A 24,935-nucleotide genomic window follows, 5' to 3' on the forward strand; every position below is an offset into this window, starting at 1 on the left:
GGCAAGGTCTCTCCATCGACCGGGAACATAATTCCGGCGGGGAGATAAAAAGCCGTGAGGCATCAAACAGCGACAGGTGGGGCTCATGCCCCGGGATCGAGCAGCGCATTGCGGCTCGATCCCCATTCACTTCCGGTTCGTTTCGAGGCGCATGATAACCGCGCCGACGGAGCGATCCGCCATATCGAACTGCATCGCACCCGCGTCGTCCTGCATCGTGCCGTCGGCGGCATGCGGATGGCCATCAATGTGCGCGTCAGCGATTTTCTCGGCGTCACCTTGCGCGGTCTCGACGACGGCAAGATGCTGATGCTCGCGCATCGCGATCCCTCACTGTCGATTCCATTGCTGGTCAGTTCCGATCGCGAGGAAATCGACATGGCCTGGCAGATGTGGAGCGAGATTTTCGCGCTTCCGCAATTGCCGGAAGAGAAGATCTACGAACCATCGCAACGCCGCCGCCGCCGCAATGCGATTCGCGAACGCCGCCCGAAATTTCTGGTGCGCCGTCGTCCCGGCGCACTGCTCGGCGAAGCCGGCATGTACCAGGGCGAGCGCGAGATCATCGCGCGACACTAGATCACGATCGGACCTGATGGATCCAACGCGCCTGTTGCGATAGATCAGGTCCGACTACGGCGCATTTCCGAGGCGTGAGATCAGTGCATCAGCTCGCTGCTTGAAGTTTTGCGCAACCTTCTCGCCGTTGTTGACGCGCATCTTGACGATGGAGGCCATCCGAAGCGCTTCGGCGTCATGACCTTCCCCCAGTTCAACTTCTGCCAGTCCAATGAGAAACATCAAATTATCGGGCTGCAGCCCGTAGGCTTTTCTCAAGGGTCCAATAGCGTCGTGCTGACGCCCATTCTTGCGTAAATTCTCTCCGTAATCGAATTGTAGAAACGCACTTCGTGGCACAGTCGCCACGCCAGTAAAAAGTGTGTCGCTTGCTTCCTTGGATTGGCCCAGGCTGCTGTAGATATTTGCCAGAGCGCGATACGCGAGGACGCTGGACCGGTCGAGGCGCAGGCCCTCCTTGAAAGCCTGGATCGATTCGTCATTCCGGTTGAGAGCCCGAAGTGCGAATCCAAGCGTGGTGAAGCTGTTGACGGAGCCCGGAGCGCGCTCCACACCCGCTTTGGCAGCCACCAGAGCTTCGTCAAATCGCCGTCCGGCAAGCAGGGCAAACGTTCGGGAGTACTCAGCCCCGACGAAAGCTGCATCCATTGCTCTTGCCTGATCCGACGCCTGCAGGGCTTCAGCGGCTTGACCACGGGATGCGAGAATGAATGATTTCAGATTGATCGCGTATTTTTCAGCGTCGGGATATCCTCCCGCAAGGGCTATCGCTATCAGCCGCAACGCATTTTCTTCGTCGCGATACTCCCGCCAATAAATCCCCGCCGCTATCTCAGGATCGATATGTTCAAGAAGGTTCAAGGCAGCCTTTCTGAAGAGACCGTCAGGGCCTTGCGATGTTTCGACATCGATCAGAGTCTCGCGACCGGGTGTCTGGCGCAAACGCAAACGCGTCAGCTCACGACCGTCTTCCTTGCGGGTCGTGATTTCTCCCGAGATCTGAATGAGAGTCTTGCCCAGCACACGTTGTATCAACGACTGAACCGACTTGATATCGAGGTTGCCGGTTGGCGTTTCGATCGAGGACAAAGCTTCCAGAAGGTGAGCGTCGCCTATTTGCGTTTTCGGTTTGGCCGCAGTTGAACTCTTATTCAGGATCGATATTTCATCAAGCAATTGCTGAGTGGCTGTTTCAGAAGAATAGCCGATCGCCTCGAACGACTGCGGTACGCGAAGGTATGACATCACGACGCCGGTATCACGTATCGCGTTCGATACGACAACTATCGCAAGCACCGCAGGAACGACCGTTATAAAAACGACCGCGATGGCCTTTACGGCGATCACCAGCTCGCCGAACGTGCGTTTCTCCAGTTGAGATTTCAGAAAGTTCTTTTTTGAAGCAGCGCTGCGCTGCCTCGGCGGCGCCGTTTTCGATGTCGCGGCTTTTACCGACCGGACGGGCGCCACAACGGCGATCAGCGTATCGACGGAAGCAATTGAGCGGCAACCCGTCGATGGCCCTCCACTGTCAAATGAGTGCCATCCGACTGTTTCAAGCCAGCCGCCAGCGCCGCCCATGCGAGACGATCAGAGTGAACGATCTTGATTCTCCGCGCGCGTAACTGCTGCTCTATGCTGGCCATATTCGCCTGACGCACAGCCGGATCGAAATTCGCTCGACGAAAATCGTTGGTGCCAAATTGCAAGATCACGATCTTTGTGCCCTCAGGCACTTCACTCGACAGACGAGCCAGCATTCCGGTCGTCGTGTCACCCGATATGCCGGCGTTCACAACGCGCATTCTGGAGCCCTTAGCCTCCAGCATTGTCTGGAGCTGCGCTGGATAAGACTCGGAAGAACTCACCCCGCGACCCTGAGTGTTACTTCCACCGATGGCGACGATCTGCGCCGATGCGGGACAAATCAAAGCTAAAAAGAAAAATGTCGCAATGTGCAAAGCGCACGCAATTTTCGAGAACGTCATGCCAATCCCCCAAAATCAAATACGAAAACTGGGAAGGATAGCTCAAATTTATAAGCAATTACAAAAGAGTAGTTACATTCCAAGGAGAGCGCAACTCTTCAGTCGGCCGATGCGCAGAGTGGCCAATGGCATTCGAATATTGCGGCATCGGACATGTTCGAGGTCCGCTCAGGCGCATGTACATCGGCTGAGCAACGCCGATCCTGCGCCTGCAGCAGCGGAAATGCAAACGCCTGCTTGGTTGTGACCTGACCGGTCGGGATCGGCCGCGAACTTGCGCGCGACTCTGGCGTCGATATCCCTATCGGTGACGTCGTTTTAGGTGCAGCAGGCGCCGCGTATGAAGAAGTCGGCAGGAGCCTCCTGCCGATTCACTCAAGGCAACCGCAACACCTTGACCGGATTCATGATCCGGTCGGGATCGAGCGCAAGCTTCACACGTCGCATCAGATCGAGTTCGACCTCCGACGTGTAGAGCGGAAGCCGATCGATATGCATACGGCCGATGCCATGCTCGGCGCTGATACTGCCGCCACAAGCCACGCTTTCCTGATGCACGATGGTGTTGGCCTCATGCGCCGCAACCTCGCGCACCTGCGCATCGCCGATGTCGTAGGGAAACACGACGATCACATGCACATTGCCGTCGCCGACATGACCGCAATGCGCGACCTGCGCATTCGGCAGCTCGCGCTGCAGCCGACGCGTGACGCGGGTGATGAATTCCGGCAGCGCCGAGATCGGTACCGACGTATCGTTCGATACCGTAAAGCCTTCGCGCTTGTTGGATTCCGAAATCGTGTGACGCAGGTTCCAGATCCGGTCGGCTTTGGCCTGATCGGTTGCGATCACCGCATCGCCGATGAGCCCGTCCTCCATCGCTGCTGCCAGTGCCGTCTCCAGGCTTTCCACGGCATTCCAGTCCGCGGCGCTGTCGGCCAGTTCGAGCAGCACATACCATGGCGCTTCGTCCGCCATCGGACTTCCACTCCCCAAACCATGACGCAGCACGATCTGCAATTGGTTCTGCGACATCAGTTCAAAGGCCTCGACACGACCGCCCGTGGTGCGCTGCAGATACTGCAAGAGCCCAATCGCCTGGCAGACCTCGTCCATCGACACCATTGCCGTCGCCGAGACGACAAGCTTCGGATACAGTTTCAGCACAGCGGCGGTGACGATGCCGAGCGTGCCCTCGGCACCGACGAACAGCTGCTTGAGATCGTAGCCGGTATTGTCCTTGCGCAGCGCCTTGAGGCCGTTCCAGACACGCCCGTCTGCCAGCACCACTTCCAGCCCGAGCACCTGTTCGCGCATATTGCCATAGCGCAGCACGCCGGTGCCGCCGGCATTGGTGGAGATCAGCCCGCCGACCTCGCAACTGCCGACGCTGCCGAGCAGCACAGGGAACTGGCGATCATGCTGGTCCGCCAGTGCACGCACATCGGCCAGGATACAGCCGGCTTCCAGCGTCACCGCATTGTTGAGCGGATCGACATTGCGCACGCGATTGAGCCGCGACACATTGACGATCAGCGCCGCCACGCCATCCGGAACGATGGCACCACCGGTCAAGCCAGTATTGCCGGCCTGCGGTACGATGGCGACGCCGCTTTCACCGCACAAGCGAACCACCGCCGATACCTCGTCGGTACTCGCAGGCAAGGCGACAGCCACGGCCTCGCCGCGATAGCGCGCACGCCAGTCCTGCTGATACGGTTCGGCATCCACGCCGGTTCGCACATATTTGTCGCCAATGATTGCCGTCAGCGCCTGCAGAAACGCGGCGCGTTCGCTATCCGTAAGAGGCAAGAGGCGATCCTTTCGACTGTCTATTCCGACTTGAGGCCCGCGGCCTGAATGATCGGGCCCCACTTCACGCCCTCGGCCTTGACCTGCGCCTCAAGCTCAGCGCCGGTCGAGCCCACCGGATCGCCGCTCAGTTCGCGCAGGCTCTTCGCCACTTCGGGATCGGCAACAGCCTTGCGGAACTCTGCGCTCAAACGTTCTGCAAGCGCCGGCGCCATGCCGGGCGGGCCGAACACCGCGTTCCACGTATAGGTCTCGTAATCAGGCAGGCCGGACTCCGCGATCGTCGGGATATCTGGGAACGACGGCGATCTCTTTTTAGTCGTAACCGCCAGCGTGCGGATCGAGCCTGCCTTGATGAACGGCGCCGCGCCGCTCAGCACGTCGAACAGAACCGGGATCTGTCCGCCCATCAGGTCGTTCATGGCCGGCGCGCCGCCGCGATAGGGCACATGCTCCATCTTCACGCCCGCCTGCACCTTGAACAGCTCACCCGACAGATTGGGCGGCGTGCCCACGCCGGACGATCCGTAGCTGTATTTGGTCGGGTCGGCTTTGAGCAGCGCGATGAGCTCCTTGACTGTGGTTGCCTGCACCTGCTTGGAGACCATCAGCACGTTGGGCACCGTGACCAGCATCGAGATCGCGGTGAAATCCTTGACCGGATCGTAAGGCGGCACCTTCGCCATCAGCGGATTGATCGTGTGGGTGGAGATGGTGCCCATCAGCAGCGTCAACCCGTCGGGCTTCGCGCGCGCGACCCGCGTGGCACCAACAACACCGCCTGCGCCGCCGACATTTTCAATGACGATCGATTGTCCGAGCTGATCGGAGACCTTCTTCGCGACATGCCGGCTGACGATGTCGGTGGCCCCGCCTGCGGCGAAAGGCACGACCAGCGTGATCGGGCTTTTCGGCAATTCGGCCTGCGCCCAGACACTGGTACCAGGAATCATCATGCTGGACGCCGCAACGGCTGCCGAGCGGCAGAACGTGCGGCGCGTGATCTTGCTCGCCATTGTTTCCCTACCCTTGATGATGTTTTTGTTTCCCACACTGGTTTTCCAGCATTGGGTCTCCCAACGATAGTCAGAAGGGCGCCGCATCCATGGGGATGAGCGCCCTTCCGTTGGTTCAGAGCGGCGCGTGTCCGAGCGCTGCGCGGAATCGGTTCTTCACATAGACACCATCACGCGGCGGCAGCACGCGCGGCGGGTTTTCCGCTTTCACTTTGATAGTCGCGAGCTTGACACCATCGCGCGACGACAGTCGGCTACGCAGATCGTCCACGCCGGCCATGTCGCGGATCTCGCGCGTCCAGCCGAAGCCGCAGGCCTGCGCCACGCGATCGAGATTGACGCCGAGCCCGGCGTGGCTGACCTGCATGCCGGTTTCGCCGAAATGCCCATTGTCGAGAATGGCAATCGTGAGATTGGCCGGTTTGCGCGTGGCGATGGTAGCAAGCCCGCCCATGCCCATCAGCATCTCGCCATCGCCGGTGATGACAAGCACCGAATGGTCGGGCTTCGCCGTGGCCAGCCCGAGGCCGACCATGGCCGCGCTGCCCATGGCCGCCCAAAGATAGTAGTTGTTGTCGTGATCACCGGCAGCCATCACGTCATAGGATGGTGAGCCGAGGCCAGTCACCACAAGAAGATCCTTGCGGCCGGTCAGCAGCTTCTGCACGACCTCGCGGCGATCGAGCGCGCCGCCTGCATTTACTTGACCCACTGCTTCTCTCCGATCAAACGCTGCCCCAGGAGCAATGCACAGGCTGCATCGCCATTGAATGCCATCGATGCCGCACCATGCAACAGCGGTGCTACATCCTGCGGCTCATCGGCGCGCCAAGTCAGCACGCCCATCAGGTTGAGCGCCTTTTCGGTCGCCTGCCCCATCGGGTTCTGCCACGCGTTGAATTCGGCCCAGTCGCCGCGCATGGTCACGACCATCAGAAGCGGGAAGCGTGTGCAGGTTTGCAGCGCCAGCGTGTTGATGCAATTGCCGACGCCGCTGGACTGCATCAGCAGTGCGCCGCGCTCGCCGCCGAGCCAGGCACCCGCGAGATAGCCGATGCCTTCCTCCTCGGTGGTCAGCACCACGGAATTGATCGCATTGTCTTCGTCGGCGAGACGGATCGCCGTGGAGTGGCCGGCATCGGGCACATAGACGATGTGCTTGACGTCGGCCTCCTTCAGGATGCGGAACACATCGTGCCGCCAATCCACCTGTGAACCGGGCGTGGGCCCTGCATCTGACATTCCAGTCTCCGTTGCTTGCGGCATAGCGCTGACTCACGCTTAGCCCAAAGCAGACCGCGCAACGCATACAGATTTGCTTGATGAGATATGCCGAGATTTGATCTCTGGCGTTGCAGCACTCGACAGCGCGCGAATGGTGCGACGCAGCTACGTTTTCTCGGGATCGATCATGTGGCCGACCCAGATATTCCGGGCCACGAGATCGGCGGCAATCTCCGTGAACGTATCGCCGACAAAGCGCGCCGCCGCGCTGACCGAACGATCCGCCGGATAGGCCAGCACCAGTTTCCGCGCCGGTGTCGGATCGACCAGCGGCGCCGCACAGAGCACGCCGCTCTCGACCAGCGCATGGATCGGCGCAAGTGGCAAAGCCGTTGAGCCGACGCCGTTACGCACCAGATCGATCATCGCGCCGAACGAATCCGCCTCGACGCTCCCGCGCAATTGAATGCCGGCCTGCCGCGCGCACTCTTCCATGATCCCGCGCAGGCCATGGCGCAGGCTCGGCAGAACCAGTTCTTCATGGGCCAGCGCCGCGAACGGAACGGGCCGATCCATCCGCAACCCCTTGCTGCCGGCACTGACGAACAACAGGTTCTCCATCATGACCGGCACGATGCGCAGTGAACGCAGCGGCTGCGGATCATAGGACACGGCGAGTTCGAGTTCGCCGCGCTGCAGCCAGTCGAGCAGATGGCCCGTGAAAGCCGATGACAGCCGGATCGAGAGCTGCGGATGCACCTCCTTGATCTTCTTGACCAAGGGAACGGTGACGATTTCGGCCACGGTCGGCGTCGTGCCGATGGAGACGAGCCCCTTGAACGATGCGCTCTCCTCCGACGTGACATTGCGGATGGCATCGAGCTCGGTCATCACGCGGGTGGCGTGGTTGAGAACCTCACGGCCCATCTCCGTGATGACCATGCCGCGCCCATGCCGCTCGAACAGCACCGCGCCGAGTTCTTTTTCCAGCAGTCTGATCTGCCGGCTCAAGGCAGGCTGCGCGATGCGAAGGCGATCGGCGGCCTTACTCAGACTACCCAGTTCGGCCACGTGGATGAGTGTCTTGAGCTGCGCGACGTCCATCTCTGTGGTCCACCAGTGCTTAGGAAGGCGCGATTACGCCGCCCGCATGATGGCATCCACAAGCAATCCTGCAAACAGCAACAGCCCCGCGTCGCGGTTGGACTTGAACAGCCGCAGACACAATGCGGAGTCGCTGATATCGGTGCGTGCGACTTGCCAGACCAGATGCAGGGCGAACGCCGCGAGGCCGAGCCATGCCGGCCAGCGCGCGCCAGCCAACAACAGTGCCGCTCCGATCAGCACCACGGCCAGTCCGTAGAACAGTGTCAGCGCGGCCTGCGTGCGTTCCCCAAACAGTAGCGCCGTCGACTTCACGCCTATCAGCGCGTCGTCCTCGGTGTCCTGATGAGCGTAGAGCGTGTCATAGGCAATCACCCAGCAGATCGACCCGGCATAAAGCAGCAGCGCCGTCGCATCGATGCGGCCGAACACCACGGCGAAGCCCATCAGCGCGCCCCACGAGAAGGCGAGGCCCAGCACGCTCTGCGGCCAGTAGGTGATGCGCTTCATGAAGGGATAGGCGGCAACGATGCCAAGCGAGGCGATGCCGGTCGCGATGGCGAAAGTGTTGAACTGCAGCAGCACCACGAGACCGATCAGTGCCTGCAGCACCAGAAATGCAAAAGCCTGTTTCGCCGTGACCTGCCCGGCCGGGATCGGCCGCGAGCGCGTGCGCTCCACCTTGGCGTCGAGGTCGCGATCGGTGATGTCGTTCCAGGTGCAGCCGGCACCGCGCATGACGAAGGCGCCGATGAAGAACAGCGCGATCATCTTGGGCAGTTGATGGATATCATGCGCCATGCCGGAGGCAAGCGCCGCCGACCACCAGCACGGCATCAGCAGCAGCCATGAGCCGATCGGACGATCGAAACGCGACAGCCGCAGATACGGCCGCGACCATAAAGGTGCAGAGCGATCGACCCAGTTGCCGGTCGCATCCGCTACGCGGGCGGCCGCGTCGCTCATTGGAACAGAATGATCTGCCACCCGATCATCGGGTGAGCACGTTGCCGTTCAGCGTATCGAAGGTGGTGCCGCCGCTCTTCTTGGCGTTGGCTTCGGGCAATGCTGCAGAGGATCCCAGCACGTCGCTCAAACGCGGCGCAGCCACCGGGCCGCCGCCACCACCACCGCGTTGCTGCTGCGCGACGCTGCAGACCTTCTGCCGCATGCCTTCGGTGTTCTTGTGGCCGGTCTTCATCTGTTCGCCGACATTGGGCGGGATGCCGCACTTCTGCGCATTCGCCTCGATGTATTTGATCATCTTCACTTCGGTCTGCGAGAAGGAGGTGATCAGCTTGCAGGCCTCGTCCGGAGGCGCGCGACGTTCGCTCGCAGCCTTGATGGCAGCCCCCTTCTTTTCGGCGTCCTGGCGCAGGGGCATGAAGCCCTTCATGCAATCTTCGCCGCCGGGCGGGCCCGCCTGCTGCGGCGGGGGGGCGCCGAAGCCGCCACCACCGATCGGCGCAGCGCCATTGGAGGGAAACGCACTGGGCGCAGCCGCTGCGCCATTAACCGGCGGAAATGGCGACGCGCTGGCAGGCGCGCCGTTCACCGGCGGAAACGGCGACGAACTCGCAGGTGCGGCCGAGCTGTTGCCCGGCAGCGGCGCGGGAAACGCGCCCTGGGCATGAACTTCGATAGCCTGCATGGCGAACACGGCCATCGACAACGGCACAATCAAACGACGGATGATCACAGATATTCCTCCGGCAGCTCAGTGCCCCGATTTATCGGGGGCGAAGCCCATCCTGATTCAGGACTTTCTACGATTCCTGCCAAGCCTTAACAACCCACCAACAGCACGCGGATTCGGGCGGCAGCGCGGCGCAAACCCACGTTCTCGCATGATAATTCGTCGCAGTTGGGCTAAAGCTCGCCCTCTGAATGGAACATGAACGATGCCGCAAGCCGATTTCCGCAGTCCCCGCCTGTTTGTTGATGCGCCTTTTGCAGCCGACGCAACCATTTCGCTCGACCGCAACCAGAGCAATTACCTCGGCAATGTGCTGCGGCTAGGCTCCGGCGCCTCGGTGCTGGTGTTCAACGGCAAGGACGGCGAATGGCAAGCGGCAATTTCCGGCGGCAAGCGGGCGGACCGCTTGACCCTGCTGACGCAGACCCGGCCGCAGGACCGCCTCCCGGACGTCACCTACGTGTTCGCACCACTGAAACATGCCCGGCTCGATTACATGGTGCAGAAGGCCATCGAAATGGGCTCCGCGGCGCTGCAGCCAGTCATGACGCGCTTTACCCAAGCCAGCCGGGTGAATACCGAGCGGATGCGCGCCAATGTGGTTGAGGCGGCCGAACAATGCGGAATCCTGAGCGTGGCCGCTGTCGCCGAGCCGCTGAACTTGCCCAAATATCTCGACCAGCGGGATGCCAAGCGGCTGCTGATCTTCTGCGACGAGGCCGCGGAAGTGGCAGATCCCATAGCCGCGCTGACCGGCGCCCGGGAGGCTGCCTCCGCCGGAATTGACGTGTTGATCGGCCCGGAGGGCGGGTTTGCCGAGGAAGAACGGGCTCTTCTGCTGAAACAGGCCAATATTCTCCGGCTGGCGCTCGGACCGCGGATCATGCGGGCCGATACGGCGGCGGTGGCGGCGCTGGCGCTGGTGCAGACCGCGCTTGGTGACTGGAATGGTAACCAAGTAGGCAAATAACCCGCTGCCATGACCCGACATTAAGGCCACCGGGCGATGGTGGTCGAAACGTCGCAACCGCCATGCTATGGGCTGCGCCAACGACCACTCTGTTGAGATTGCTGGACTTCGAGATGACCAAACCCGCCGCCCCTCGCGCGACCGGATCCGCCGCCTGGGCGGATGCACTGCTGTTGTCGTTTGCCGAGGCCGGCTACGCCCATGCCGAGCCGGCGATCCTGCAGCCGGCCGATCCATTCCTCGATATGTCCGGCGAAGACATCCGTAAGAGCCTGTATCTGACGACCGACGCGTCGGGCGAAGAGCTATGCCTGCGGCCGGATCTCACGATCCCCGTGGCGCGCGATTATCTCGCCTCACCGCAGGCCGGCCAGCCTTCGGGCTTCAGCTATCTCGGCCCGGTGTTCCGCTATCGGCAGGGCACGCCCAGCGAATTCCAGCAAGCCGGCATCGAATCCTTCGGCCGTCAGGACCGTGCAGCCGCCGACGCCGAAATGCTGGCGCTCGGCCTCGAGGCGACTGCGGCCTTCGGTCTCTCTGATATCGAAATCCGCACCGGCGACGTCGCGCTGTTCGCGGCGCTGATCGAGGCGCTCGACCTCTATCCGGTGTGGAAGCGCCGGCTGATGAAGGACTTCAACCGCAAGATCAGCCTGACCCACGACCTCGACCGGCTGACCCTCGCGGAGTCGCCCGTCCGCAACGAATATGAAGGCGTGCTCGCGGCTCTCGCGGGCTCCGACCGCAAGGCAGCGCTGGCACTGGTCACCGACCTGATGTCGATCGCCGGCGCCACCAATGTGGGCGGCCGTTCGGTGGCTGAGATCGCCGATCGCTTCCTCGAACAGTCGACGCTGAAAGGCGGCGCGCTGCCGAAGGATGCGCTGGTGCTGATCAAGCGTTTTCTCGCGATCTCAGGCGATCCCGACGATGCCCTGCAGCAACTGCGCAAGCTCGCCTCCGATGCCAAGCTCAACATCACGGCCGCCATCGATGAATTTGAAAGCCGCATCGGCTTCATGGCGGCGCGCGGCATCGATACCACCAAGACGCGTTTCTCGACGTCGTTCGGCCGCGGCGTCGACTACTACACCGGCTTCGAATTCGAACTGCACCGCAAGGGCAATGGCACCGAGCCGCTGGTAGCTGGCGGCCGTTATGACGGACTGCTGACGCAGCTCGGCTCCGCCACGCCAATCCCCGCGGTTGGTTTCTCGGTCTGGATCGAAACCTTGACCCAACAGGCCTCCTCGGCGCTCGTTTCCGGGAGCGCGTCATGACCGCACCATTCGTCCTCGCCGTTCCGTCCAAGGGCCGTTTGCAGGAAAACGCCGAAGCCTTCTTCACCCGCGCGGGCCTGACGCTGGCGAAGCCGGGCGGCGTGCGCGATTACCGCGGCACCATTGCCGGCTTCGACAATGTCGAAATCGCCTATCTCTCGGCCAGCGAGATCGCCTCGAATCTGGCGCGCGGCGCCGTGCATCTCGGTATCACCGGCGAAGATTTGTTGCGTGAAAGTATCCCGGATGCCGACAAGAAGGTTGCTTTGATCGAAGGCCTCGGCTTCGGCAGCGCCAATGTGGTCGTTGCCGTACCGCAGGCCTGGATCGACGTCCGCACCATGGCCGATCTCGACGACGTCACCACCGGCTTCCGCGCGCAGCACAATCGCCGCATGCGCGTCGCCACGAAGTATATCAACCTGACGCGCAACTTCTTCGCGTCTCATGGCGTGGTCGACTATCGCATCATCGAAAGCGCCGGCGCCACCGAAGGCGCGCCCGCCACCGGCACCGCCGAACTGATCGTCGACATCACCACCACCGGCGCGACCCTTGTCGCCAACGGCCTCAAGGTACTGGATGATGGCGTCATCCTGCGCAGCCAGGCCAATCTCGTCGCCTCGCGCGCTGCCGACTGGTCGCCGCAGTCTCTGGAAACCGCGCGCATCATTCTCGACCACATTGCCGCGCGCGCCCGCGCCAGCAAATACAAGGAAGTGCGCACCCGCTTCGCCGGCTGCAATCAGGCGCTCCTCACCGAAGCGCACAGCCGTTTCGGCGTGGTGTCGCCGTTCGGCGGCCCGACCTCGTCGGGCATGATCACGCTGCACTGCCCGCCGGCGCAGCTTTACGCGCTGAGCAGCTTCCTGCGTGCCAACGGCGCAGATACCGTCTCGGTCGCCTCGCTCGACTATGTGATGGATCGCGAGAATCCGCTGTTCGCCAAACTTGAGGCGTTCTTGCGGCAGTAACGCGCAGCACGGCGTTTCGCCTTGCTGGCGGACGCACCGGCTGATTACCATATGATTCATGAGCATATTTTGGATATCGGAATCTGATCGATGATGCTGGGCAGCGACGTATCGAGCCTATCGACCGATGCCGCGACCGCCGCGGCACAAGGCCTGTCGATCGTTGTGCCTGTTTACAACGAGGCGCCCGGCCTTGCTTTGTTTCACGAGCGGCTGGCCGAGCTTGCGACTACACTGAAAGAACGCCACGGCCTCGCCTGCGAAGTCGTCTATATCGACGACGGCAGCGCCGATGGCACGTTGGCGGTTGCGCGCAGCCTGCAAGCCACGTCGCTCGACGTTCAGGTCGTGTCGCTGTCGCGCAATTTCGGCAAGGAAGCCGCGCTGATGGCGGGGCTCGACCATGTCACCAAGGGCGCGGTGCTGTTCATGGACGGCGACGGCCAGCATCCGCCGTCGCTGGTCGAACAGCTGGTGCGCCACTGGATCGTCGAAGGCTATGACGTCGTCTATACCGCCAAGGCGCATCGCGACAACGAGTCCTTCCTGCGCCGCCAGGCCGTGCGCGGCTTCTATGCGCTGATCAACTGGGGCGCGCGGCAGAAAATTCCGGAAGATGCCGGTGATTTCCGTTTGCTGTCACCGCGTGCTGCGGCGGCGCTGCGCCAACTGCCGGAGCGCAACCGGTTCTTCAAAGGATTGGCGACCTGGATCGGCTTCCGCCAGCTCCGCGTCGACTATGAACCCGCGGCGCGCGAGCACGGCGTGACGTCGTTCAATCCCAAGCAACTGATCGGCCTGTCGATCGAAGGCCTGACCTCGTTCTCGGTGGCGCCTTTGCGGTTCGCCAGCCTGCTCGGTCTGCTGCTCGCCTTCGGCGCGTTTCTGTTCGGTCTGTCGATCCTGTGGGAGACATGGGTCTCCGGCAAGTCGGTGCCGGGCTATCCATCGCTGGTCGTCGGCCTGATGACCCTCGGCGGCGTGCAGTTGATCATGATCGGCGTGCTCGGCGAATATATCGGCAAGATCCTGTCTGAGCTGAAGGCGCGGCCGATTTATTTCGTCGCCGAGCACAGCGTGAAGCGCAACACTCCCGATAGCGTGGGGCAAACCACCGACCGGACCGCTGCCGAATGACCGGCGCAGCCCTGCGCCGCATCACACTCTGCGCCGACGATTACGGCATCAGCCCCGGCGTCAATCAGGGCATCCGCGAACTCATTGCGCTTGGACGCCTCAACGCCACATCCGTGATGGTGGTCGGTCCTGCGATTTCGCGCGATGACGTGAGTGCGTTGCAGGATGCCGTCGCCAAGAATCCGAACTGCGAGATCGGGCTACATGCGACACTGACCGCCCCGTTTCATCCGCTGACGATGCACTACCGGCCGCTGCTCGACGAACTGTTCCTGCCGCTTGGCAAGATGCTGCGCTTCAGCCTGTTGCGAAAACTCGATCGCGAGGCGATCGAAACCGAGTTGACGACGCAGATCGCGAAGTTTGCGACCCTGTTCGGGCGTGCACCTGACTATGTCGACGGGCACCAGCACGTGCAGACATTCCCGCAGGTGCGCGATGCGCTTCTCACCGCGGTGAAGAAAAATGCGCCGAAAGCCTGGGTCCGCCAATCGGGCCGCGTGCTGCCGCTAGGCCAACGCCTCGATAATCCGAAAGCGCTGTTGCTCGACGCGCTCAGTGCCACGTTCCGCCGACGTGCGACGCGCGCCGGCGTGACGTTCAATCCGGGATTCTCCGGCGCCTATGACTTCACCAAGCAAGCCGACTTCGGCACACTGATGGCCGGCTTCTTCAACGGCCTTCCGGATGGCGGACTGGTGATGTGCCACCCGGGTCATGTCGATGATATTCTGATCGACCTCGATCCGTTCACAGATCAGCGCGAGCGCGAATATCAGTATCTGGCAAACGATGCCTTCGCGCAGTTGCTGGCAACAAACAACGTGACGCTGGCGCGCTAGTCCGCGAACTGCCCGCTCGCCTTGATGATCGGCGCCCAGCGATCGACCTCGCTATCGAGCTGCTTCTTCAATGCCTGTGGCGTCGCCTGATCCTGTGGCACCGGATCGGTGTTAATGTCGTTGAAGCGCTTGATCAGCTCGGGATCGCGCAGCGATTCCTGCAGCACCTTCGCCAGTTTCTGCACGATATCGTCAGGCGTTCCCTTCGGCGCATAGATTCCGTGCCAGGCGCCGGCTTCGAAGCCCTTGAGGCCTGCCTCGTCGGCGGTGGGGAGATCCGGCATTGACGACAGGCGCGTCTTCGTCGTGATGGCGTAGGCCTTCACCAGCTTGGACCCGATCGGCCCGGTGGTGTTGGTGGTCTGATCGCAGGTGAGGTCGATCTGGCCGGCGATCAGGTCGTTCATGACGGGGCCGTTGCCCTTGTAGGGCACCGACAGGATCTGCTTGTCGACGGCATTCATGAACATCAGCCCGCACAGTTGCGACGCAGCGCCAAGGCCGGCATTGCCGAACGTCATCTTGTCGCCGTTGGCCTTGATATAGGTGATCAGCTCGGCAAGCGTGTTCGGCGGCAGATTTGGCCGCGCGATGATGGTCATCGGCGCATTGGTGACGAGACCGATCGGCGCGAAAGCGGTCTTGGTGTCGTAAGGCAGTTTGCGATACAGCGTCGCTGCCGTGGAAATTCCGATGTGATGGATCAGGATCGTGTAGCCGTCCGGCTCGGCGCGGGCCGCGCGTGCGGCGGCGATGGTGCCGCCAGCGCCTGTGGCGTTTTCGATAATGATGGTCTGGCCGAGGATCTTCGACATCGTCGCAGCGGTGACGCGCGCGACGGTGTCGGTGGCGCCGCCGGCCGCGAACGGCACCAGCATGGTGATCGGCCTGTTGGGATAGCCCTGCGCGAAGGCAGCGGAGCTTGCCAGCGTAATCGCAAACGCAAGTGTAGCTGTGGCTTTCATGAGATCCTCCCTAAATATTGTTTTGATTTATTGAGAGCGAACGCCCCGGTGAGGCCGGGGCGTTCGGAAATCGCGTCAGATGTTTGAACTATGGATCGCATCCACCACGGCGTCGGTCACTTCTTTCGTCGTGGCCTTGCCGCCGACATCCGGCGTGATGATGCCGGCTTCGCAGACCTTCTCCACCGCACGCATCAACCGCGCCGAGGCATCCGGTTCGCCGAGATGATCGAGCATCTGCGCAGCGGTCCAGAAGCTGGCGACGGGATTGGCGATGCCCTTGCCGGTGATATCGAAGGCCGAGCCGTGGATCGGCTCGAACATCGAGGGAAAACGGCGCTCCGGATCGATATTCGCCGTCGGCGCCACGCCGAGGCTGCCGGCCAGTGCGCCGGCGAGATCGGAGAGAATGTCGGCGTGAAGGTTCGTCGCGACGATGGTGTCGAGGCTCTGCGGCTTCAGCGTCATCCGCACGGTCATGGCGTCGACCAGCATCTTGTCCCAGGTGACATCCGGGAAATCCTTCGACACTTCGTCGGCGATCTCGTCCCACATCACCATGCCATGGCGCTGGGCATTCGACTTGGTGACCACGGTGAGCAGCTTGCGCGGGCGCGATTGCGCGAGCTTGAAGGCATAGCGCATGATGCGCTGTACGCCGACGCGGGTGAACACCGACACTTCGGTGCCGACTTCCTCCGGCAGCCCGCGATGCACGCGGCCGCCGCAGCCGGCATATTCGCCTTCGGAATTCTCGCGCACGATCACCCAGTCGAGATCGCCGGTATTCACGTTGCGCAGCGGCGAGGTGATGCCGGGCAGGATCTTGGTCGGGCGCACATTGGCGTATTGGTCGAAGCCCTGGCAGATCGGCAACCGTAGGCCCCATAGCGTAATGTGGTCGGGAACATCCGGTGCGCCCACAGCGCCGAAATAGATGGCGTCGAACTTCTTCAGCTTGGGCAGACCGTCGGCAGGCATCATCACGCCGTGCTTGCGGTAATAGGCCGAGCCCCAGTCGAAGGTCTCGACATTGAAAGTCACGTCGCCAACCCGCTTCTGCAGGGCTTCGAGCACGCGGATGCCGGCGGCGATGACTTCGGGACCGATCCCGTCGGCCGGAATGGCCGCGATGGAATATTCGCGCATGGTGAGGTCTCTGCTGGGTTGAACTGGCTCTCCCCACCCTGCAGGCGAGCCACGCCCGGCTCAATCGCGATTGTTTATATAAATAAATGGTATAATAACTTTCGAGGCGACCGAAGGAAGGGCGCCATCGGGAGGCTTGATGGATCTGCACCAGTTGCGCTGTTTCGTGACGGCAGCGGACGAACTGCATTTCGGCCGCGCGGCGCAGCGGCTCGAGATGATGCCGTCGGCACTCGGCCGCTACATCCGCCTCCTCGAGGACGATCTCGGCACACGCCTGCTGACGCGCACGACGCGCAGCGTCGCCCTGACCGATGACGGCGCCGAGTTCTTGAAACAGGCACGCGACCTGCTCGCCCGCGCAGATCAGATCGCGTCGTCCTTCCGCGCACGCGTACGAGCCCGTGCAGCCACGATCCGGGTCGGCGCAATCGACAGCGCCGCCGCCGGGCTTCTGCCGGCGCTGCTTCACGATCTTCGCGAGCGCGCCCCTGACGTTGCCATCAAGCTGGATGAGGACAAGACGATCCGGCTACTGCCGCGCCTGCTGTCGGGCCGGCTCGATCTCGCTTTCGTCCGGCCGCCCGAGAGTGCCGACAAGCGGCTGGAATTCATGTTTCTGTTTCACGAGACAGCCGTCGTGGCCGTCTCCGAACGGAATCCTCTCGCATCGCGCGCACATCTGACGATTGCCGACATCGCCGACGAGCCTCTGATCGTGCCGGAGCGACGGTCACGGCCGCACAGTCATGACCTGACGATGAAGCTGTTTGCGGAATCCGGGCTGCAGGCCAATGTCGTGCAGATCGCTGACGAGAAGCAGACCATCGTCAATCTCGTCGCCGCCGAAATCGGACTGGCGATCGTGCCGCGCTGGACCTCCCGCATGCCCGCACGCGGCGTTCGCTATATGCCGCTAGGCATGGCGGCCATGAACCGACTGCCACTCGCCGCAGCCTGGGTCAGAGGGACCCGCGATCCGGCGCGGGATCAGATTCTCGACATGCTGAAGGCCAATCTGGCGCGCTACGCGCAGGAAGCATGACAAGAGGAAGCACGACAAGGCCTGCCGGTCGTTTTGTCGCATAACTAAATTTAATCCGGGCGGCACTTATTGCGACACAAAGCGTCACTACATCTCCAGCGCGCAAAGCAAGCGCGCTTTGAAGACAGAGGACGCCATGACACCGCAAGAACGCCAACTGGTTGACGATCTCTTTGACCGGCTCAGCAAGGTCGAAGGCGCGCCACGCGATCCAGACGCGCTCGACGCCATTGCGCAGGGCCAGCGCCGCGCACCCAATGCGCTGTATGCGCTGGTGCAGACCGTATTGCTGCAGGACGAAGCGCTGAAGCGCGCCCATGAGCGCATCCAGCAACTGGAAGGCAACGGCGCCCCGGAACAGGCCGCTCAGGGCGGTTTCCTCGATTCGATGCGGGACGCCCTGTTCGGTCAGGGTCAGAACCCGAACCAGCCGCGCGGCTCTGTGCCGAGCGTTCGCCCGCCCGAGCCTAGCCGTGCTGCCTGGAACACCGGGCAGGTCATCGGCCAGCCACAGGGTGGCTATGGTCAGGGCGGCTATGGCCAAGGTCAGGCGCCGGGACAGTTCGGCCAGCAGCAGCCTCAGGCTGGCGGTGGCGGCGGTTCGTTTCTGGGTACCGCAGCGGCAGCCGCAGCCGGCGTCGTCGGCGGCTCACTATTGCTCGGCAGCATCCGTTCAATGATGGGTGGCAGCCATCAGCAAGGTTTCGGCGATGCCGCCAATGCCAGCGAGAGCAAGAGCCCATGGAGCTCCGGTTCGGATTCTTCCGGCGGCAGCCTCGGCAATCAGGCCGGCGTCAATGATATCGGTTCGTCCAGCGGCTCCCGCGCCGGATCGTTCGATCAGGCGCAGGCCGATGCCGATCAGGACCAAGATCAAGACCAGGACGACGGCGATTACGACGCCATGGACATGGATTCCGACGACAGCGATTTGGCCTGATCGTTTAGACCAGCAACACAAAAACGGCCGCTCTCACGAGCGGCCGTTTTCATGTGACGGAAGATCAATCAGATCACGACTACCCGGGCGCCAACACCGACGCGGCCATAGAGATCGATGACGTCCTCGTTGCGCATGCGGATGCAGCCTGAAGAAACGTTGGTGCCGATTGTCCATGGCTCGTTGGAGCCGTGAATACGGTACAGGGTCGAACCGAGATACATCGCGCGCGCACCCAGCGGATTTTCCGGACCGCCTTCCATATAACGCGGCAGATCAGGACGGCGCGCCAGCATTTCCTTCGGCGGCGTCCACGACGGCCATTCCTTCTTCGCCGTGATCGTCTTTACGCCGGACCAGGTGAAACCCGGACGGCCGACGCCGATGCCATAGCGCATTGCCCTACCGCCACCCTGCACCAGGAACAGAAATTTGTTCGGCGTATCGACGACGATGGTGCCGGCACTTTCGCTGCCCTGATATTCGACCATCTGCGGTTGATACTTAGGATCGAGCGCTGGGCGCGCGGCATCGGCCGTCTCCTCCTGCTGATAGACGCGCTGTTGCGGATCCATCGGCGGCAGCAGCGAACGTCGTTGCTCGTAAGAGTAGTCCTGCTGTTGCTGATAACGCTGGCCCTGCTGCGCCGGACCATCGCTGAACAGAAACTCGATGAAGCCGCCACCCATGCGCGAGCGTTCGGCATAGGCCGTGCGCTGCATCGGGCGCTGCGGCTGCTGCGCATACACCACCGGAGGCTCGGCGAATGGCGCCGCGGCTTCCACCGCTAGCGTCTGATGCGATCCAGCGGCGATGAAAGATGCGCTGGCAAGAAGCGTGAGAGAGAACTTTTTGAACATCGACGTACTCTGCACTGTTTCGTCGTGCGCGTTCTCACCTGAGAAGCGCTTTGCACACTCCGACTTAAGGTTAAAATCGCCTCGGTTTGGTAAACACAATCGCCGTTTGGATTCACCACGTCGTCAAACGGCGCAGTTCTATTTGGTAGCGTTTATTTTGAATGAACGCGAAAGCCCCATGGTTAACTAACAGTTTGCGCAACGATTATCGGCTATCGGTGCGATGTTCCCGCGTGAACTTCACGTTAAACTCATGGGTATACGAACGGGGGATTGATTGAACGTTGGGGGACCTGATGTCTGTTCGTCGCAAGCGATTTCGCATTGAAGAAGTTTTCGGTACCGCGCCTATGCCCAATGAAGTAGTGGGCAGCAGCGAGCCGATGCCAATGCATCGCGAAATCATGGCTGAGCTCCGCGCGATCCGCGCACAGATGGGAGCGCCGGCCCGCAACGCCGTGACAGATCAGGTCGGCGCCGCCGCCGATCAGCAGGTTGCGGAAGCACAGGCGCTGCTCGCCACCTACCGCGCTCAGATCGAGCAGTGCGAGAAGCTCAAGATCGAACTCGATCTGATCCACGACGCTATTACCCGCACCAAGATGGAAATCGCAGTTCTTCACGGCAAGAGCTTCGAAGGCGACGAAATGGCGAAGGTCAACGGTGAACTCGGCGCCGTTGTCGGCGGCACCGAAGAAGCCACGCAGCAGATTCTCGCCGCCGCCGAAGCCATCGATAATGCATCGACAGCGCTCGGCAAGGTGACTTCACCCGATCAGCAGAAGCAGATGCTGGAAGAGATCGGCGATAACGTCGTCGCGATCTTCGAAGCCTGTAACTTCCAGGACCTCACCGGTCAGCGCATCAGCAAGGTGATGACCACGATGAAGTTCATCGAAAATCGCATCACTGCGATGATGGACATCTGGGGTGGCGTCGATGAGATCAAGGCGCATGCGCCGGCCAAGGTCGATGACCGCAGCGAAGACGACAAGCTGCTCAACGGCCCGAAGCTGGACGGCGATATCGGCCACGCTTCGCAGGACGATATCGACGCGCTGTTCGGCTAACGCCGGAACCTGCGCGCAAGGTTAGAAACGACTTAACGCCGGGCCGCAACGCCCGGCGTTTTTATCATCACGAAGCAGACCAGTACGATCAACGCTCCCGCCGTCCCGAGCAGCAGTACAGTGCGGTCCGACAGCGTCTCGACCGCCGATGCCACCACGAACGGTGCAAAGGCCTGCACGAACAAGGCAGGCCGCGCGATACGGCCGATGACGCGGCCATACCCGACCGGACCGAACATCAGCAGCGGCAGCGCGCCGCGCGCGATGGTCATGACGCCATTGGCGGCGCCGAAAGCAACCGCAAACAGCGCCGCGAGCGGAAATGAAATCCCGGCCAATGCCAGCATCGCGAAGGCCGACACCACCAGCACCACCGCCCCGCGCGCGATCCACAGCGGATGGGTGCGCCCCGCCAGCATGAAGTCTGCCAGCCGTGATGCCACCTGCGCCGGACCGAACATCGCACCGATGGTCACCGCCGTTGCAGCACTGAGCCCGCCGCGCTCCAGCAGCGCCAGCAGGTTCGAGGTCACGCCCGACAGAATGAAGCTGTAAAGCGAGAAAGCTGCCGCCAGCAGGATGAACAGCCAGCCTTCCGGCCGCAGGGTTGCTTGCTGGGGAACGACAACGGCGTCCACCACGGGCAGAGGCGCGACGGCGACGTGGCGCGGCAATGCAAAGGCATGAAGCGGCGCAACGACAAAAGCGAAGATCGCTGCGAAGGTCAGATACGTCCCGCGCCAGCCGACAGCCTCAAGCAGAAGATGGGTCGCCGGCCAGCCGACCGTCGAGGCGAAACCGCCTGCAAAGGTCACGAAGGTGATCTGCCGCCGCGCCGATGCCCCGAATATCCGCGTTAGCGTGGCAAAGGCCGGATCGTAGAGCGACGCGGACATTGCAGCGCCGAGCAACAGCCAGCAGGCCAGATAGGTCGCGGGATGATCGGCTACTGAAAATAGAGCGAGACCCAAGGCACCCGCCAATGCGCCCGATGCCATGACGACATTGCCGCCGAGGCGGTCGATCAATCCACCAACCACCGGCGACAGCAGCCCCGATACAATCAGCCCCAGCGAAAAACCCGCCATGCCGAAAGGCCAGCGACCAGCCATGTGCCGCCGTGACATACGGCATGGTCAGCACCGGTGGATAGATCAGGATGCCCCAGGTCAGGATCTGGGTGAATGCCAGCACGAGGACCGCGCGGCCCGGTCCGAAAACAAGGTCGCGCAATCGGTGCATGGGCTCACGTCTTCAAGGGAATGGCGGGACCCGCCTTACACCTCAGGTCACGCCTTATCAGCTCACGCCTTGGGTGCGCAACGGACATAGACCATGTTGCCGTAGCGGACCGCAGCGTCCTTATCGATGAAGCGCGTGACGAGAATCCGGCCGTCGAAGGAGACGATCTCGCGATCCTTCTCGCCACCGGCGGGACCAGCCGGGCCGATATAGTTCTTGCCGCTCGGTGAGCCCTTGAGGCGCAATTCCTGCGGCGTCGCCTCGTCGGCGAGATGCATGATGACGCCGCCGGTAGCGCCCTGGCCGATGATATAGGGCTGCTTGCACTGGCCGCGCGCGGCATTCTCGGTGCGAACGCGATCGTTGGGATTCATATAGGATGCCAGACCCCAGCGGCCAACGAGTTCTTCCGAGCGGATCGAGGCTGGCAGTTCCGGCGCCGGCGGGGGCTCCGGCGGCGGTGTCGGCTGCGAGTTCCCAAAGCTGAACCCGCCCAATCCACCAGACGTGCCGCACCCGCCCAATGACAGCGCCAAAGTTGAAACGATCGCCAGATGGGCAACCGTGCGGGCGTAGCGTGACCTGATCATATTATCCCCTAGAGCAAATTCCCCGGCTGCCCGTCCCGGCAGCCAAGCGCAAAACACCTGACGGCGCAATGAGGTCGGCAGAATTACGCCGACTCTCCATTATGGTTTCCAGATCATCCTATATTGGCCTCACCAAGGCCTTAAGGCCTCGCTTGACTCAAAAAGCGTCTGGCCATATTTCCCGGACGCTCAATTAGCACTCCCGGAGCGCGATTGCTAAGGGAATGAGCCGGCCGCCCCGAGCGTTCCGGCTGGATTCCCGCCCGCCTCCGAGATGGCAACGAAATCGCAAACCCTAAAGGGACACTCCCATGGCCAAGACCAAATTCCGCCCGCTGCACGACCGCGTCGTCGTCAAGCGCATCGTTGCCGACGAGAAGACCAAGGGCGGCATCATCATCCCGGACAGCGCCAAGGAAAAGCCGTCTGAAGGCGAAGTTGTCGGCGTCGGCCCCGGCGGTCGCGACGAAGCCGGCAAGCTGATCCCGATCGACATCAAGGTCGGCGACAAGGTTCTGTTCGGCAAGTGGTCGGGCACCGAGATCAAACTCGACGGCGAAGAACTCCTCATCATGAAGGAGTCGGACATCATGGGCGTGATCGCCTAAGGCGTTCAGTCTCACACACGCTGTCATGGCCGGGCTTGTCCCGGCCATCCACGCCTTCTGCTCAGCAAGCAAGGCGTGGATCACCGGGACGAGCCCGGTGATGACGGAGTTTCAAATTCATCAGTTAGGAGTCATCTCACATGGCAGCCAAAGACGTTAAATTCTCCGGAGACGCACGCGATCGCATGCTGCGCGGCGTCGACATTCTCGCCAACGCCGTCAAGGTCACGCTCGGTCCGAAGGGCCGCAATGTCGTGATCGAGAAGTCGTTCGGCGCTCCGCGCATCACCAAGGACGGCGTCACCGTCGCCAAGGAGATCGAGCTCGAGGACAAGTTCGAGAACATGGGCGCGCAGATGCTGCGCGAAGTCGCCTCGAAGACCAACGACACCGCAGGCGACGGTACCACCACCGCTACCGTGCTGGCCCAGGCCATCGTCCGTGAAGGCGCCAAGTCGGTTGCAGCCGGCATGAACCCGATGGACCTCAAGCGCGGCATCGATATCGCCGTTGCCGCCGTCATCAAGGACATCACCAAGCGCGCCAAGCCGGTTGCGTCTTCGGCTGAAGTCGCTCAGGTCGGCACCATCTCCGCCAACGGCGACGCCGCCATCGGCAAGATGATCGCCCAGGCAATGCAGAAGGTCGGCAACGAAGGCGTCATCACGGTTGAAGAGAACAAGTCGCTCGAGACCGAAGTCGACATCGTCGAGGGCATGAAGTTCGATCGCGGCTACCTGTCGCCCTACTTCGTCACCAATGCCGAGAAGATGACGGCCGAGCTCGAGGACGTGTACGTCCTGCTCGTCGAGAAGAAGATCTCCAGCCTGCAGGCCATGCTGCCGGTGCTCGAAGCCGTGGTGCAGTCGGGCAAGCCGCTGCTGATCATTGCTGAAGACGTCGAAGGCGAAGCCCTCGCCACCCTCGTCGTCAACCGCCTGCGCGGTGGCCTCAAGGTTGCTGCCGTCAAGGCACCGGGTTTCGGCGATCGCCGCAAGGCGATGCTGGAAGACCTTGCGATCCTGACCGGCGGTCAGCTCGTCTCGGAAGATCTCGGCATGAAGCTGGAAAGCGTGACGCTCGCCATGCTCGGCCGCGCCAAGAAGGTCGTGATCGACAAGGAAAACACCACCGTCGTCAACGGCGCTGGCAAGAAGCCGGCGATCGAAGCCCGCGTCAATCAGATCAAGGCGCAGATCGAGGAAACCACCTCGGACTACGACCGTGAGAAGCTGCAGGAGCGTCTGGCCAAGCTGGCTGGCGGCGTCGCGGTGATCCGCGTCGGCGGCGCGACCGAAGTCGAAGTGAAGGAAAAGAAGGATCGCGTGGATGACGCGCTGAACGCGACCCGTGCGGCCGTTCAGGAAGGCATCGTCCCCGGCGGCGGTACCGCCCTTCTTCGCGCCAAGAAGGCCGTCGGCCGTCTCACCAATGACAACGCCGACGTTCAGGCCGGTATCAACATCGTGCTGAAGGCGCTGGAAGCTCCGATCCGCCAGATCGCCGAGAATGCCGGCGTTGAAGGTTCGATCGTGGTCGGCAAGATCCTGGACGAGAAGTCCGAGACCTTCGGCTTCGACGCGCAGACCGAAACCTATGTCGATATGGTCGCCAAGGGCATCATCGATCCGGCCAAGGTGGTGCGTACTGCACTGCAGGACGCCGCCTCGGTTGCCGGCCTGCTGGTGACCACCGAAGCCATGGTCGCCGAACTGCCGAAGGAAGCTGCACCAGCGATGCCGGGCGGTGGCGGCGGTATGGGTGGCATGGGCGGGATGGGAGGCATGGGCTTCTAAGCCCTGCTTTCACGCTCAACTGCATTGTGATCGAAGGCCGCCTCCGGG

Annotated in this window: 24 protein-coding genes and 1 pseudogene; 11 read left to right on the forward strand and 14 right to left on the reverse strand. The window is 62.2% G+C overall.

What is annotated here, in order from left to right:
• The first annotated feature begins 54 nt into the window (after positions 1–54).
• Entirely contained in the window at positions 55–579 is a 525-nt protein-coding gene (locus tag AB8A33_RS21420; protein WP_439094616.1) for a DUF6101 family protein, read from the forward strand.
• A 54-nt stretch (positions 580–633) separates the two neighbouring features.
• Here AB8A33_RS21420 and AB8A33_RS21425 read toward each other — a convergent pair whose 3' ends face one another.
• The 9 genes from AB8A33_RS21425 to AB8A33_RS21465 form a co-directional block, all read right to left on the reverse strand.
• A complete protein-coding gene (locus AB8A33_RS21425) occupies positions 634–2,160 on the reverse strand; it encodes a tetratricopeptide repeat protein (protein WP_439094617.1) in 1,527 nt (508 codons plus the stop codon).
• Positions 2,058–2,567, reverse strand: coding sequence for an SGNH/GDSL hydrolase family protein (locus AB8A33_RS21430; protein ID WP_439094618.1), 510 nt, complete (start codon positions 2,565–2,567; stop codon positions 2,058–2,060). Before AB8A33_RS21430 ends, AB8A33_RS21425 begins: the two co-directional genes overlap by 103 nt.
• A 375-nt stretch (positions 2,568–2,942) precedes the next feature.
• Positions 2,943–4,379, reverse strand: coding sequence for an FAD-binding oxidoreductase (locus tag AB8A33_RS21435; RefSeq protein ID WP_439094619.1), 1,437 nt, complete (start codon positions 4,377–4,379; stop codon positions 2,943–2,945).
• 20 nt (positions 4,380–4,399) lie between these two features.
• Positions 4,400–5,395 (reverse strand): Bug family tripartite tricarboxylate transporter substrate binding protein, encoded by a 996-nt coding sequence (locus AB8A33_RS21440; protein WP_439094620.1) that lies wholly within the window; start codon positions 5,393–5,395, stop codon positions 4,400–4,402.
• A gap of 115 nt (positions 5,396–5,510) precedes the next feature.
• Positions 5,511–6,107 carry a thiamine pyrophosphate-dependent enzyme gene (locus tag AB8A33_RS21445; RefSeq protein ID WP_439094621.1) on the reverse strand — a complete coding sequence of 199 codons (597 nt, stop codon included), beginning with the start codon at positions 6,105–6,107 and terminating at the stop codon, positions 5,511–5,513.
• Positions 6,095–6,637, reverse strand: coding sequence for a thiamine pyrophosphate-binding protein (locus AB8A33_RS21450; protein WP_439094622.1), 543 nt, complete (start codon positions 6,635–6,637; stop codon positions 6,095–6,097). Before AB8A33_RS21450 ends, AB8A33_RS21445 begins: the two co-directional genes overlap by 13 nt.
• A gap of 147 nt (positions 6,638–6,784) precedes the next feature.
• A complete protein-coding gene (locus tag AB8A33_RS21455) occupies positions 6,785–7,723 on the reverse strand; it encodes a LysR substrate-binding domain-containing protein (protein ID WP_439094623.1) in 939 nt (312 codons plus the stop codon).
• Between the two features lie 33 nt (positions 7,724–7,756).
• Entirely contained in the window at positions 7,757–8,689 is a 933-nt protein-coding gene (gene ubiA, locus AB8A33_RS21460; protein WP_439094624.1) for a 4-hydroxybenzoate octaprenyltransferase, read from the reverse strand.
• Positions 8,690–8,714: 25 nt separating this feature from the next.
• Entirely contained in the window at positions 8,715–9,419 is a 705-nt protein-coding gene (locus tag AB8A33_RS21465) for a hypothetical protein (protein ID WP_439096002.1), read from the reverse strand.
• Positions 9,420–9,624: 205 nt separating this feature from the next.
• On the opposite strand from AB8A33_RS21465, the gene AB8A33_RS21470 reads away from it, so the two are divergent.
• From AB8A33_RS21470 to AB8A33_RS21490, 5 genes are all read left to right on the forward strand, one after another.
• A complete protein-coding gene (locus AB8A33_RS21470; RefSeq protein ID WP_439094625.1) occupies positions 9,625–10,389 on the forward strand; it encodes a 16S rRNA (uracil(1498)-N(3))-methyltransferase in 765 nt (254 codons plus the stop codon).
• 113 nt (positions 10,390–10,502) lie between these two features.
• On the forward strand, positions 10,503–11,669 hold the full coding sequence (locus tag AB8A33_RS21475; protein WP_439094626.1) for an ATP phosphoribosyltransferase regulatory subunit: 1,167 nt from the start codon (positions 10,503–10,505) through the stop codon (positions 11,667–11,669).
• A complete protein-coding gene (gene hisG / locus AB8A33_RS21480; protein WP_439094627.1) occupies positions 11,666–12,643 on the forward strand; it encodes an ATP phosphoribosyltransferase in 978 nt (325 codons plus the stop codon). The genes AB8A33_RS21475 and hisG overlap by 4 nt, the downstream gene beginning before the upstream one ends.
• A 90-nt stretch (positions 12,644–12,733) precedes the next feature.
• Positions 12,734–13,780 (forward strand): glycosyltransferase family 2 protein, encoded by a 1,047-nt coding sequence (locus AB8A33_RS21485; RefSeq protein ID WP_315840774.1) that lies wholly within the window; start codon positions 12,734–12,736, stop codon positions 13,778–13,780.
• Positions 13,777–14,622 (forward strand): ChbG/HpnK family deacetylase, encoded by an 846-nt coding sequence (locus tag AB8A33_RS21490; protein WP_439094628.1) that lies wholly within the window; start codon positions 13,777–13,779, stop codon positions 14,620–14,622. The genes AB8A33_RS21485 and AB8A33_RS21490 overlap by 4 nt, the downstream gene beginning before the upstream one ends.
• On the opposite strand, the gene AB8A33_RS21495 is transcribed toward AB8A33_RS21490, so the two are convergent.
• Together AB8A33_RS21495 and AB8A33_RS21500 are read right to left on the reverse strand one after the other, a co-directional pair.
• Positions 14,619–15,587 carry a tripartite tricarboxylate transporter substrate-binding protein gene (locus AB8A33_RS21495; protein WP_439094629.1) on the reverse strand — a complete coding sequence of 323 codons (969 nt, stop codon included), beginning with the start codon at positions 15,585–15,587 and terminating at the stop codon, positions 14,619–14,621. The genes AB8A33_RS21490 and AB8A33_RS21495 overlap by 4 nt on opposite strands.
• Before the next feature lie 75 nt (positions 15,588–15,662).
• A complete protein-coding gene (locus AB8A33_RS21500) occupies positions 15,663–16,736 on the reverse strand; it encodes a tartrate dehydrogenase (RefSeq protein ID WP_439094630.1) in 1,074 nt (357 codons plus the stop codon).
• Positions 16,737–16,875: 139 nt separating this feature from the next.
• Between AB8A33_RS21500 and AB8A33_RS21505 the strand changes: the two genes are divergently transcribed.
• Positions 16,876–17,781 (forward strand): LysR family transcriptional regulator, encoded by a 906-nt coding sequence (locus tag AB8A33_RS21505; RefSeq protein WP_439094631.1) that lies wholly within the window; start codon positions 16,876–16,878, stop codon positions 17,779–17,781.
• Positions 17,782–17,917: 136 nt separating this feature from the next.
• Positions 17,918–18,721 carry a DUF2076 domain-containing protein gene (locus AB8A33_RS21510; protein WP_439094632.1) on the forward strand — a complete coding sequence of 268 codons (804 nt, stop codon included), beginning with the start codon at positions 17,918–17,920 and terminating at the stop codon, positions 18,719–18,721.
• A 68-nt stretch (positions 18,722–18,789) separates the two neighbouring features.
• Here the strand turns inward: AB8A33_RS21510 and AB8A33_RS21515 are convergent, their stop codons facing one another.
• A complete protein-coding gene (locus AB8A33_RS21515) occupies positions 18,790–19,581 on the reverse strand; it encodes a L,D-transpeptidase (RefSeq protein WP_439094633.1) in 792 nt (263 codons plus the stop codon).
• 296 nt (positions 19,582–19,877) lie between these two features.
• Here AB8A33_RS21515 and AB8A33_RS21520 point away from each other — a divergent pair, with 296 nt between their 5' ends.
• Positions 19,878–20,651 carry a protein phosphatase CheZ gene (locus AB8A33_RS21520; protein WP_439062889.1) on the forward strand — a complete coding sequence of 258 codons (774 nt, stop codon included), beginning with the start codon at positions 19,878–19,880 and terminating at the stop codon, positions 20,649–20,651.
• A gap of 32 nt (positions 20,652–20,683) precedes the next feature.
• Here the strand turns inward: AB8A33_RS21520 and AB8A33_RS21525 are convergent.
• Positions 20,684–21,893 (reverse strand): annotated as a pseudogene (locus AB8A33_RS21525) (MFS transporter).
• Between the two features lie 62 nt (positions 21,894–21,955).
• Positions 21,956–22,483 carry a hypothetical protein gene (locus AB8A33_RS21530; protein WP_439094634.1) on the reverse strand — a complete coding sequence of 176 codons (528 nt, stop codon included), beginning with the start codon at positions 22,481–22,483 and terminating at the stop codon, positions 21,956–21,958.
• A gap of 311 nt (positions 22,484–22,794) precedes the next feature.
• On the opposite strand from AB8A33_RS21530, the gene AB8A33_RS21535 reads away from it, so the two are divergent.
• Positions 22,795–23,091, forward strand: coding sequence for a co-chaperone GroES (locus AB8A33_RS21535; RefSeq protein WP_089261928.1), 297 nt, complete (start codon positions 22,795–22,797; stop codon positions 23,089–23,091).
• A gap of 140 nt (positions 23,092–23,231) precedes the next feature.
• Positions 23,232–24,887, forward strand: a complete 1,656-nt coding sequence (gene groL / locus AB8A33_RS21540; RefSeq protein WP_439094635.1) for a chaperonin GroEL — start codon at positions 23,232–23,234, stop codon at positions 24,885–24,887.
• Positions 24,888–24,935: the final 48 nt, after the last annotated feature.

Origin of the sequence: Tardiphaga sp. 813_E8_N1_3 (genome assembly GCF_051811025.1) — a bacterium.
In the GTDB taxonomy this organism is placed as follows: domain Bacteria; phylum Pseudomonadota; class Alphaproteobacteria; order Rhizobiales; family Xanthobacteraceae; genus Tardiphaga.

What these genes read in the sequence shown, in the direction of transcription:
- AB8A33_RS21425 (WP_439094617.1), bottom strand. Translation starts at nt 2,160, where the DNA reads ATGGGCGGCGCTGGCGGCTGGCTTGAAACAGTCGGATGGCACTCATTT.
- AB8A33_RS21430 (WP_439094618.1), bottom strand. Translation starts at nt 2,567, where the DNA reads ATGACGTTCTCGAAAATTGCGTGCGCTTTGCACATTGCGACATTTTTC.
- AB8A33_RS21440 (WP_439094620.1), bottom strand. Translation starts at nt 5,395, where the DNA reads ATGGCGAGCAAGATCACGCGCCGCACGTTCTGCCGCTCGGCAGCCGTT.
- AB8A33_RS21450 (WP_439094622.1), bottom strand. Translation starts at nt 6,637, where the DNA reads ATGTCAGATGCAGGGCCCACGCCCGGTTCACAGGTGGATTGGCGGCAC.
- AB8A33_RS21455 (WP_439094623.1), bottom strand. Translation starts at nt 7,723, where the DNA reads ATGGACGTCGCGCAGCTCAAGACACTCATCCACGTGGCCGAACTGGGT.
- ubiA (WP_439094624.1), bottom strand. Translation starts at nt 8,689, where the DNA reads ATGAGCGACGCGGCCGCCCGCGTAGCGGATGCGACCGGCAACTGGGTC.
- AB8A33_RS21470 (WP_439094625.1), top strand. Translation starts at nt 9,625, where the DNA reads ATGCCGCAAGCCGATTTCCGCAGTCCCCGCCTGTTTGTTGATGCGCCT.
- AB8A33_RS21475 (WP_439094626.1), top strand. Translation starts at nt 10,503, where the DNA reads ATGACCAAACCCGCCGCCCCTCGCGCGACCGGATCCGCCGCCTGGGCG.
- hisG (WP_439094627.1), top strand. Translation starts at nt 11,666, where the DNA reads ATGACCGCACCATTCGTCCTCGCCGTTCCGTCCAAGGGCCGTTTGCAG.
- AB8A33_RS21485 (WP_315840774.1), top strand. Translation starts at nt 12,734, where the DNA reads ATGATGCTGGGCAGCGACGTATCGAGCCTATCGACCGATGCCGCGACC.
- AB8A33_RS21490 (WP_439094628.1), top strand. Translation starts at nt 13,777, where the DNA reads ATGACCGGCGCAGCCCTGCGCCGCATCACACTCTGCGCCGACGATTAC.
- AB8A33_RS21495 (WP_439094629.1), bottom strand. Translation starts at nt 15,587, where the DNA reads ATGAAAGCCACAGCTACACTTGCGTTTGCGATTACGCTGGCAAGCTCC.
- AB8A33_RS21500 (WP_439094630.1), bottom strand. Translation starts at nt 16,736, where the DNA reads ATGCGCGAATATTCCATCGCGGCCATTCCGGCCGACGGGATCGGTCCC.
- AB8A33_RS21505 (WP_439094631.1), top strand. Translation starts at nt 16,876, where the DNA reads ATGGATCTGCACCAGTTGCGCTGTTTCGTGACGGCAGCGGACGAACTG.
- AB8A33_RS21510 (WP_439094632.1), top strand. Translation starts at nt 17,918, where the DNA reads ATGACACCGCAAGAACGCCAACTGGTTGACGATCTCTTTGACCGGCTC.
- AB8A33_RS21515 (WP_439094633.1), bottom strand. Translation starts at nt 19,581, where the DNA reads ATGTTCAAAAAGTTCTCTCTCACGCTTCTTGCCAGCGCATCTTTCATC.
- AB8A33_RS21520 (WP_439062889.1), top strand. Translation starts at nt 19,878, where the DNA reads ATGTCTGTTCGTCGCAAGCGATTTCGCATTGAAGAAGTTTTCGGTACC.
- AB8A33_RS21530 (WP_439094634.1), bottom strand. Translation starts at nt 22,483, where the DNA reads ATGATCAGGTCACGCTACGCCCGCACGGTTGCCCATCTGGCGATCGTT.
- AB8A33_RS21535 (WP_089261928.1), top strand. Translation starts at nt 22,795, where the DNA reads ATGGCCAAGACCAAATTCCGCCCGCTGCACGACCGCGTCGTCGTCAAG.
- groL (WP_439094635.1), top strand. Translation starts at nt 23,232, where the DNA reads ATGGCAGCCAAAGACGTTAAATTCTCCGGAGACGCACGCGATCGCATG.